This window comes from Pontibacter sp. HJ8, assembly GCF_054824225.1.
This window is the reverse complement of record NZ_JSYF01000155.1, coordinates 1-9,190: the sequence shown is the minus strand read 5'-3', so window position 1 is coordinate 9,190 and position 9,190 is coordinate 1. Positions and strand designations below refer to the sequence as shown.

Here is a 9,190-nt window from a genome sequence, read left to right as displayed (position 1 = left end):
TTAGTACATTTAATTCAAAATGAAATCATTATTTATCTTTAGATCACTGAATATAGCTAGAAAAATTCCACTTATATTTCACGCTCTTTTGTGACGAATCATACCTACAAGCATAGGCCCAATGAAATTTATTAAACTTTTAGCTGCTCTTGCTCTATCGATGAGTCTTTACGCATGCGGCTGCGAAGACGAAAACCTGGGCAAACTGGATTTCACCAATGAGCTGGTCTCTTTTTTACCTGCTCAGCCGGTAGAGGGCAAGAGTTACTACATCGCGGTAGCTGGCGGCGCTAACCAGAAAATGAAATACGTGAACACGGCTGGCCTTACCCATGTTGAGATACCTGTAAGGAAAACAAATTACAGTGGCAAATTCGACCCAAATTCCTGTAAGGAGTTTTTCACAGCTGACCAAAAAGTTTATACAAGCCAGACAGAGGGCGAGAGCCTGGCAAGTATCAGCATCACCTACAGAAAAAACGCGAGTACAGAACGTTTCAACAACATAACAGACAAAGACGATGTGGGGGATGTGATTGAATTTGTGGTTGGTTATAACAACAAGTTCCCTGAGCCAATCCTGATTGGCACCTCCAACAGCAACAACTACATCACAAACCGCACTTTCCTGTTTGCCGATGCAGCCAAAACTACGATTGACAACTATACCTATACCCAGGAGTTTTTGCCAACCTTGACCTTGGATGGGGTGCAGCACGATAATGTATACCATCTGTACTTAAACCAATCAAATCAATACAGGCCTGAGGAACAGTATGTTCAGGACCGCTATCCTGCCCTAGATTACATCGAAGGGATTTATGTAAAAGAAGGGTTCGGGATTATATATGCCTATAGTTTCAAAGACAAGCAGATTGTGCTGAGCGTAAACTAACTACAAAATCCCCATCTTCTCCAGCCGTTCCCTTAGATCTTCGGGCGAGATGAAATGGATCGATTCTATACCTAGCTTTTCTGCTGCCTCTACGTTCCGCAGGTTGTCGTCGATGAACAGGGCCTCGCTGGGGTGTACCTTATACCTTTCCAGCAGGGTATGGTAAAAGCTGTCGAAAGGCTTGCGGTTCTTCTCAGTACCAGACACCACGATGCCATCAAACCAGGCCAGGAAATCAAACCGCTCCAGGGCAATCGGGAATGTCTCTTCTGACCAGTTCGTCAAGGCGTAAATGTTGTACTCATCATGCTCTTTGAGTTCTCTGAGGATGGCGACCGTGCCTTCGATCGGCCCTCCGAGCATCTCGTCCCACCGACCATAGAAAGCCCGGATGTTCTCCTCATGCTCCGGATGCTTTCTGATCAGATAGTCGGTCGCTTCCTCCAGAGACCGGCCCGCATCCTGCTCCTCATTCCACTCCGGGGTACAGACATGCTCCAGGAAATGATACATTTCAGATTCATTGTCAAAAATCTTACGGTAGAGGTAGTGCGGGTTCCAGTCGATCAGCACAGCGCCGAGGTCGAATATGATCGTGTTTTTCATAGGTCTTGCTTCAAAATAGGTGGAGCCTAAGCACGAAAATCAGGCTGTTGGCAAAAGAAGTATACGAGATCAGCGCCAAAACAAAATGAAAGATTTTGAAACTGCTTTCAAAGTAGAGCTCCCTCATGTTGCAAAAAATCTTATTTTTACCAAAAGCACCAAACCTGCCTCACCCTTGACTGCACCAAGCCCTCTACTTCAGGTCACCGATCTGGAAACTGTTTTCTCCACACGCAGCGGCACGACCAGGGCAGTGGACAAGATAGCGTTTGAGGTGTACCCGGGTGAGACAGTGGCTATCGTGGGGGAGTCCGGTTCGGGCAAGTCGGTCACGGCGCTGTCGGTGATGCGGCTACTCCATACAACAGCCCGGTGCACGACAGGAGGAAAGGTTCTCTTTCAGTCAGCGCAACTGGGGCAGGTCGACCTGTTGCAGCTACCCCAAAAGCAGTTGCAGAAGATCCGCGGCAAGGAGATTTCGATGATTTTCCAGGAGCCGATGTCGTCGCTCAATCCCGTCTATACCTGTGGACAACAGGTGGCGGAGGTGCTGCTGCTGCATACCGGAATTTCCAAAAAAGAAGCCAGAGAACGCGCCATTGCCCTTTTTGAAAAAGCAAAGCTGCCGCAGCCCGCAAAGGTCTTCGATGCTTATCCACATGAATTATCGGGGGGGCAGAAGCAGCGGGTGATGATTGCGATGGCCATGGCCTGCGAACCGGTCCTGCTGATTGCCGATGAGCCTACCACAGCACTCGATGTCACGGTGCAGGCCCGTATGCTGCAGCTGCTGGACGAGCTGCGCGTAAAGGAGAACACAGCCGTCTTGTTCATCACCCACGATTTGGGCGTGGTGGCAGGTATAGCCGATCGCATTCTGGTAATGTATAAAGGCAAACTGGTGGAGCAGGGCAAGGTGCTGGATATCTTTACCAATCCGCAGCATCCCTATACCAAAGCCTTGCTGGCCTGCCGCCCAACCCTTTCTGTCAAACCGCAGTCGGTGCTTCCTACCATCGCTGATTTTCTCTATGAAGATGAGTCCGGGGAGATACACGAAAAGAAACCAAAGGTATACGAACCTTCTCTGGTAGATGTGGTGAATGCCTATGTGGGCACGGTGACAGGTATACAGCAACAGCGCGAAAATAGCCGGAAACCGCCCCTGCTCCGGGTAGAGAATCTAGAGGTATACTTCCCGGTACGGAAAGGCATTTTCTCCCGCACCAAAGCCTATGTCAAAGCAGTGGATGGTGTCAGTTTCGAAGTGAAGCCGGGCGAAACCGTAGCCCTGGTCGGTGAGTCCGGATGCGGCAAAACGACGCTGGGCCGGGCGATCCTGCAACTGGCGAAGCCCACCCAGGGAAGCATCATGTTTGACGGACAGGCGCTGGCCGGACTGAGTGCGGAAGAGCTGCGCAAAAGCCGCCGTAACTTCCAGATGATCTTCCAGGATCCCTACGCTTCCCTCAACCCCATGCATACCATCGGGCATGCGATTATGGAGCCGATGCGTGTGCATAAGCTATACGCCAACGACAAGGAACGCCGTGGAAAAACCATGGAACTGCTTGAGAAGGTTGGACTTACAGCGGAGCACTTTGCGCGTTATCCACAGGCATTTTCGGGAGGGCAACGCCAGCGGATCGCGATTGCCAGAGCCCTCGCGCTGCAACCCAGGCTGATTGTGTGTGACGAGTCCGTATCGGCCCTGGATGTGTCGGTGCAGGCGCAGGTGCTCAACCTGCTCAACCAACTGAAGCAGGAGTTCAACATGACCTATCTCTTCATCACCCACGACCTGGCTGTGGCCAGATACATGGCAGACCGTATCCTGGTGATGAACCAGGGGAAGATCATTGAGAGCGGCACGCCGGACCAGGTATACCAGCACCCGCAACACGAATACACCCGCCGCCTGATCCAGGCTATACCCAAAGGGGAGCCGGAAGATATCATTGCCGCGCAGCAGAAGCGGAAAACGATAAATGCAATATACCCTTCGCTATAGCTCATATATAGAACTTTCTATATAAATTCACCTGAAATTAGTGCGCTCTTTAACCAAAGCGACCCTTGCAGGCGTATAGTACCTAAACCATTTTGGTCAAAGAGTGTAATGGCCCCGGGAGACAGAATTTGCCCGGCCAGAGATAACAACATACATGAGAAGCAAAAAAGAGAACAAAGGCGGCAAAGACAAAGATGGCCGCAGCGAAAGAAGCAGCTCCCGCAGAGGAGAGTCTTCTTCCAAAAGAGGTGCAGCACCAAGAGGCGATTCATCGCGCAGAGATTCTTCTTCCAGAAGAAGCTCCTCAGACCGCAAAGGAGGCAGAGACAGGTCCGCAAAAGGCATCGTGCTGGAGATGTTCTCCAGCAGTCCCGATACCCTGTTTACACAACGACAGATGGCCCGCCGGCTGGGTATAGTCGATAAAAAAGGACGCGACGAGTTGCAGAATATAGTGAACTCGCTGGTACGCGAAAACAAAGTGTTGCTGATAGACGGCGATAAGTACCAGCTCAACCTGCGCGTCAACATCATTACAGGCCGCGTAGACCTGGCCAACAGCAAGTATGCCTACATCGTGTCAGAAGAGACAGAGGATGACGTACGGGTGTTCCGCGAGCACCTCAAGTATGCCATGGATGGCGACAAGGTGAAGGTGGAAGTGCTGCCTACCATGCAGGGCGGCCGTGCGGAAGGCATCGTGGTGGAAGTGCTCGAGCGTTCCCGCACCGAGATGGTGGGGATCATGACGCTTTCCAAAAACTTCGGTTTTGTAGTGCCTGATTTTAAGAAACTATACTTCGATGTATTTGTAGGCGAGCGGGGCCTCCACGGGGCTGAGTCCGGCGACAAGGTGCTGGTGAAGATCGTGGAGTGGCCCAAGGAAGCCGGCAAGAACCCTACCGGGGAAGTGATCCGGGTATTTGGTCCGGCCGGTGAGCATGAGGCCGAGATACATTCGATCATGGCCGAATTCGGATTGCCATTCGAGTTTCCGGAGATAGTGGAGGAAGAAGCCGAGAAGATTTCTGAGAAGATTCCGGCAGGCGAGATCGCCAAGCGCCGCGATATGCGCGGGGTAACTACCTTCACCATTGACCCGGCCGATGCCAAAGACTTTGACGATGCCCTTTCGATACAGAAACTGGAGAACGGCCGCTGGGAAATAGGAGTGCACATTGCCGACGTAACCCATTACGTGCACCCGCGCAGCATCCTGGAGAAGGAAGCGTTCCACCGGGCTACCTCGGTATACCTGGTGGACCGTACCATTCCGATGTTGCCTGAGCGCCTTTCCAACGGCCTTTGCTCCCTCCGCCCGAACGAAGAGAAGCTGACCTTCTCGGTCGTGTTTGAACTCGATGACAGTGGCAAACTCTACGATACCTGGTACGGTCGTACGGTAACGTATTCTGACAGACGCTTTGCGTACGAAGAGGCCCAGGAGCGCATCGAAACCGGTGAAGGCGACTTTGCCGAAGAGATTAACGTCCTCAACGGGATTGCCAAGAAGCTGCAGGAAAAACGCTTCAAGAACGGCGCCATCAGCTTTGAGACAACCGAAGTGAAGTTCAAACTCGACGAAGCCGGCAAGCCGCTTTACATCTATGTGAAGGAGCGGAAGGATGCGCACAAACTGATCGAGGAATTCATGCTGCTGGCCAATCGCAAAGTAGCAGAGTTTGTGTATAACCTGGGCAAAGGCAAAAAGCGCCCGACCATGGTCTACCGTACGCACGGCTCCCCGGACCCGGACAAGCTGAGCACCTTCTCGGTTTTTGCCAGCAAGTTTGGCTACAAAGTAGATGTGGACGCCGATATTTCGGAAGAACTCAACAACCTGACCCACGAGATCGAGGGCAAGCCGGAACAAAGCGTGTTGCAGAACCTTGCGATCCGGACCATGGCCAAAGCCAAGTATAGCACCGAGCCCGAAGGGCACTTCGGCCTGGCATTCGACCACTATTCGCACTTTACTTCGCCCATCCGCCGCTACCCCGATATGATGGCGCACCGCCTCTTGCAGCACTACCTTGACGGAGGCCAGTCCGAAGACAAGGAAGCCTTTGAGGAGCGTTGCCGCCATTCTTCGGAAATGGAGAAACGGGCTGCCGATGCCGAACGGGCCTCTATCAAGTACAAGCAGGTAGAGTTTATGAAGGATACTATCGGCAACCAATACAAAGGGATAGTGTCCGGTGTGACAGAATGGGGTATCTTTGTGGAGATCGAAGAGAACAAGTGCGAAGGCATGGTTCGCCTCTCGACCCTGAACGACGACTACTACGAACTGGACGCCAACAATTACCGCATCATTGGCCGTCAGTCGAAGCGTATCATTTCCTTTGGAGATGAAGTGATGGTAGAGGTAGTGGGCGCCAACATGGCCGAGCGTACGATCGATCTGGAATTGGTCAAATCACTTAAAACACACTAGCATTCTGTGGATATCACGCAGCTTTCAAATCAGGTACATCAAACATTAAACGCGCTTCGCTACGGCGAAAATCCTGCTGAACTATACGAGCCCATCCGCTACATCATGTCGCTGGGTGGAAAGCGTATACGACCGTTGCTGGTGCTGCTGGCTGCAAAAATGTATAACGAGGATGTGGAAAACGCACTGCTGCCCGCTGCGGGAGTAGAGGTTTTCCACAACTTCACCCTCATGCACGACGACATCATGGACAAGGCGCCCCTGCGCCGCGGACAGCAAACCGTGCACGAAAAATGGAATGCCAACACCGCCATCCTGAGCGGCGATGTTATGCTGGTGCGGGCGTACGAGCTGTTTCTGGGTGTAGCACCTGACAAGCTGGGCAAGGTACTGACGTTGTTCAGCAAAACGGCAGCCGAGGTATGCGAAGGACAGCAGCTCGACATGAACTTTGAGCTGCGGGAGCAGGTGAGCAAGGAAGAATACATCCAGATGATCACGCTCAAGACAGCGGTGCTGCTGGGTTTCGCCCTGGAGCTGGGTGCCATCCTGCAGGGGGCACCGGATACCGATGCGGAGAGCCTGAAGCTATTCGGCGACAACGTAGGCATAGCCTTCCAGCTGCGCGACGACCTGCTGGACGTGTATGGCGACAAAGACAAGTTCGGCAAACAGGTGGGCGGTGATATCCTCTCGGACAAGAAAACATACCTGATGCTGACGGCGCTCGAGCAAGCCAATCCAGAGCAGTTGCAAATCATCATCGGCTGGCGCGACAAAACGGATTTAGGTATAGCCGAAGACAAAGTACGCGCCATCACAGCCGTTTACGATCAGCTCAACATCCGGCAACAAACAGAACAGCAGATCGATCTTTACTTTCAGCAAGCCCTGCAATACCTGGATGCCGTGCAGGTGCCCGATGAGCGAAAGGCCACCATACGCAGCCTGGCTCTGCAACTGATGGAGCGGGATTCGTAAAATGTTGAATTGCTGATTGCTAAATTGTTTAATTGTTGGTTAGTAGGTATTGTGTCCTCGGGTACAAACTTGCAGGCACGGCAAGAGGCACCTTAGATCTTTCGTTTTCATTGTCCCTAACGGCCGTTGGATAATCAATAATTACGGATTCATCGATTCGTGCCAGAAATAAATCAAGAGTTCATTAGTGAAGCGAATATTCATTCCTGATTGATCATTCACCTAATCACTCATTCACTCATTCAAAACTAAAAAATGAGCGTTACCATTCTCCTGATCATCCTCACAGTGGGCATCTCCTGGTATGCCTGGAAGAACCATGACCTGATGCACAACTGGATATTCCATCCGTATGCCTTGGCGCGTGACAATTCCTGGCACCGCTTCCTGACATCCGGTTTTCTGCATGCAGATTTCACGCACCTGTTCTTCAACATGTTTACGCTGTACTTCTTCGGAAATGCTGTCGAGATGACCTTCGGAGCTGTTTTTGGAACGGCAACAGGTATACTGATCTACCTGCTGATCTACCTGGGAGGCATTATTGTCGCTGACATACCTACTTATATTAAGCACCGTAACGATCCTTCTTACCGCGCACTGGGAGCTTCGGGTGGCGTGGCGTCGGTCGTGTTCTCGAGTATCCTGTTTTATCCGACCCAGGATATCTGTCTCTATGCCATCCTTTGTGTTCCGGGCTTCATACTCGGTGTCCTGTACCTGATGTATTCTTACTTTCAGGGCAAGCGTATGGGGGACAACATCAACCACGATGCGCACTTCTATGGCGCTGCGTACGGGTTTATCATCAGCCTGGCGCTGGTGCCGGCAGCGGGAGGGATGTTTATCGAGCAGATCAGCAACTGGCGTATGTTCGGCTGATCGGGCAGTAATTGTACTTTATTTATCCTGTATCCATCTGACGCTGACCACCATGGTTCGCTAGAATCCGTATGAATGCTTAGAGAAAGTATTTGTACGTATGAAACCAAACCTCCATTCCATCACCCTTAGTTTACTGCTGCTTGTAGCATTATTTAAGTACAAGTGCTGTTACGGCGCAGGATGCGGCTGTCCAGCCACAGCAGCGCGCCACGCTCATGCAATACCTCATCCAGGAAAGACCTGTGCTGGCAGAGTTGCTCACGACAGCAGGTATGGCACCGACTCTCTCCGGAGAAGCTTCCTATACCTTGCTGGCCCCGCCTGAAGAAAGCCTGAAGAGCATGAAAGGCGAGTCTGTCGAAAAGATCCGCGCTACCCTGGCATCACATATCCTGAAAGGCAGGTATAGCGAAGCAGATTTTAAGGATGGCGCCCGGGTTGAAACTTACAGTGGAGGGGGCGTAAAAGTATGCCGCAAAAAAGACCATACCCTGCTGAATGGCGTGAAGATCGTGGCGGGAAACACCGAAGTACGCAATGGAGTCGTGCATGAATTGACCGGCATGCTGATCCCATAATTCAGTGTAGCACACATGCGCTTTCTCTGTCCTGCCTTTCCATGTCTGTCTATACCTGCTCAGGCTGATATGCCGAACCTGTTGTAAATCAAGCAATTTTGCCAGACCTCGTTTGCCAGGCGACCAGTAAAGCGATTAAGACAAATACCCGGATCTGTAGCGTAAACAGAGTAAACTAACTTGAAATTGTATAAAGCAGCAGCAGGTAGCTTACGTATTAGTAGAAACGCTATGGAGAATACTACAGACACGACTGCTACTGATAACGCTGATATACTGATTGCTAAGAATGACTGCTACGAGCTTTTTTACAGCACAGGAAAGAACAGAATTTATTTAATCATACTCGGCTTCTGGAAGAACAGGGAAAGTGTTCCTGGTTTTCTGAATGATTGGGACAGGGCCTTGCTGCATGTTCAGCCATCCTTCACGGTGCTCGTTGATATGCGCACGATGATCACGCATCCCCAGAACATGAAGAGCCTGCATGCAGAGGCCCAACTCAAAGTAAAAGCTGCCGGTGTGCTGCAGGTAGCTAATGTCATGCCGTCGGATAAGATCGCCAGTCTTCAGGTCGGAACGATAGCCGAAATCACCCAATTACCCACCTCCAATTTTAATACGCTCCAAGAAGCCGAGCTTTGGCTGGACGCTTCTGCAGCCTCTGTTTAACCCGTCATCCGCTGTTACTTCAGCGATTTACGGCCTATTTTCTTCCTTTTTTTTTGTAACTGTTTAGAAACAAATCAAGTTAAATTGATCGGTTGTTCTACTTTGTCAGTAGGCATCCTTGCCTC

At 51.1% G+C, this 9,190-nt stretch carries 8 protein-coding genes; 7 read left to right on the top strand and 1 reads right to left on the bottom strand.

All coding sequences use genetic code 11. The features are described from left to right. Nucleotides 1-160: 160 nt before the first annotated feature. Nucleotides 161-895 carry a hypothetical protein gene (locus OB13_RS08070; protein ID WP_461489648.1) on the top strand — a complete coding sequence of 245 codons (735 nt, stop codon included), beginning with the start codon at nt 161-163 and terminating at the stop codon, nt 893-895. On the opposite strand, the gene OB13_RS08065 is transcribed toward OB13_RS08070, so the two are convergent. Further along, nucleotides 896-1,501: an HAD family hydrolase gene (locus OB13_RS08065; protein ID WP_461489647.1), complete on the bottom strand. Its 606-nt coding sequence runs from the start codon at nt 1,499-1,501 to the stop codon at nt 896-898. Between the two features lie 175 nt (nt 1,502-1,676). Between OB13_RS08065 and OB13_RS08060 the strand changes: the two genes are divergently transcribed. The 6 genes from OB13_RS08060 to OB13_RS08035 all read left to right on the top strand — a co-directional run bounded on the left by OB13_RS08060 (nt 1,677) and on the right by OB13_RS08035 (nt 9,065). Further along, entirely contained in the window at nt 1,677-3,512 is a 1,836-nt protein-coding gene (locus tag OB13_RS08060; RefSeq protein ID WP_461489646.1) for an ABC transporter ATP-binding protein, read from the top strand. Between the two features lie 154 nt (nt 3,513-3,666). Next, on the top strand, nt 3,667-5,949 hold the full coding sequence (rnr, locus tag OB13_RS08055) for a ribonuclease R (protein WP_461489645.1): 2,283 nt from the start codon (nt 3,667-3,669) through the stop codon (nt 5,947-5,949). Between the two features lie 6 nt (nt 5,950-5,955). Then, on the top strand, nt 5,956-6,930 hold the full coding sequence (locus OB13_RS08050) for a polyprenyl synthetase family protein (protein ID WP_461489644.1): 975 nt from the start codon (nt 5,956-5,958) through the stop codon (nt 6,928-6,930). 255 nt (nt 6,931-7,185) lie between these two features. Further along, the gene (locus OB13_RS08045) at nt 7,186-7,812 is read left to right on the top strand and encodes a rhomboid family intramembrane serine protease (RefSeq protein ID WP_461489643.1); all 627 of its coding nucleotides are present in this window, start codon (nt 7,186-7,188) and stop codon (nt 7,810-7,812) included. A 218-nt stretch (nt 7,813-8,030) separates the two neighbouring features. Further along, complete coding sequence (locus OB13_RS08040) at nt 8,031-8,393, top strand: fasciclin domain-containing protein (RefSeq protein WP_461489642.1); 363 nt, start codon at nt 8,031-8,033, stop codon at nt 8,391-8,393. Nucleotides 8,394-8,624: 231 nt separating this feature from the next. Next, nucleotides 8,625-9,065, top strand: coding sequence for a hypothetical protein (locus tag OB13_RS08035; protein ID WP_461489641.1), 441 nt, complete (start codon nt 8,625-8,627; stop codon nt 9,063-9,065). Nucleotides 9,066-9,190 lie beyond the last annotated feature (125 nt).

Coding starts and splice junctions, on each gene's coding strand:
- OB13_RS08070 (WP_461489648.1), top strand. CDS start 161: ATGAGTCTTTACGCATGCGGCTGCGAAGACGAAAACCTGGGCAAACTG.
- OB13_RS08065 (WP_461489647.1), bottom strand. CDS start 1,501: ATGAAAAACACGATCATATTCGACCTCGGCGCTGTGCTGATCGACTGG.
- rnr (WP_461489645.1), top strand. CDS start 3,667: ATGAGAAGCAAAAAAGAGAACAAAGGCGGCAAAGACAAAGATGGCCGC.
- OB13_RS08045 (WP_461489643.1), top strand. CDS start 7,186: ATGAGCGTTACCATTCTCCTGATCATCCTCACAGTGGGCATCTCCTGG.
- OB13_RS08040 (WP_461489642.1), top strand. CDS start 8,031: ATGCAATACCTCATCCAGGAAAGACCTGTGCTGGCAGAGTTGCTCACG.
- OB13_RS08035 (WP_461489641.1), top strand. CDS start 8,625: ATGGAGAATACTACAGACACGACTGCTACTGATAACGCTGATATACTG.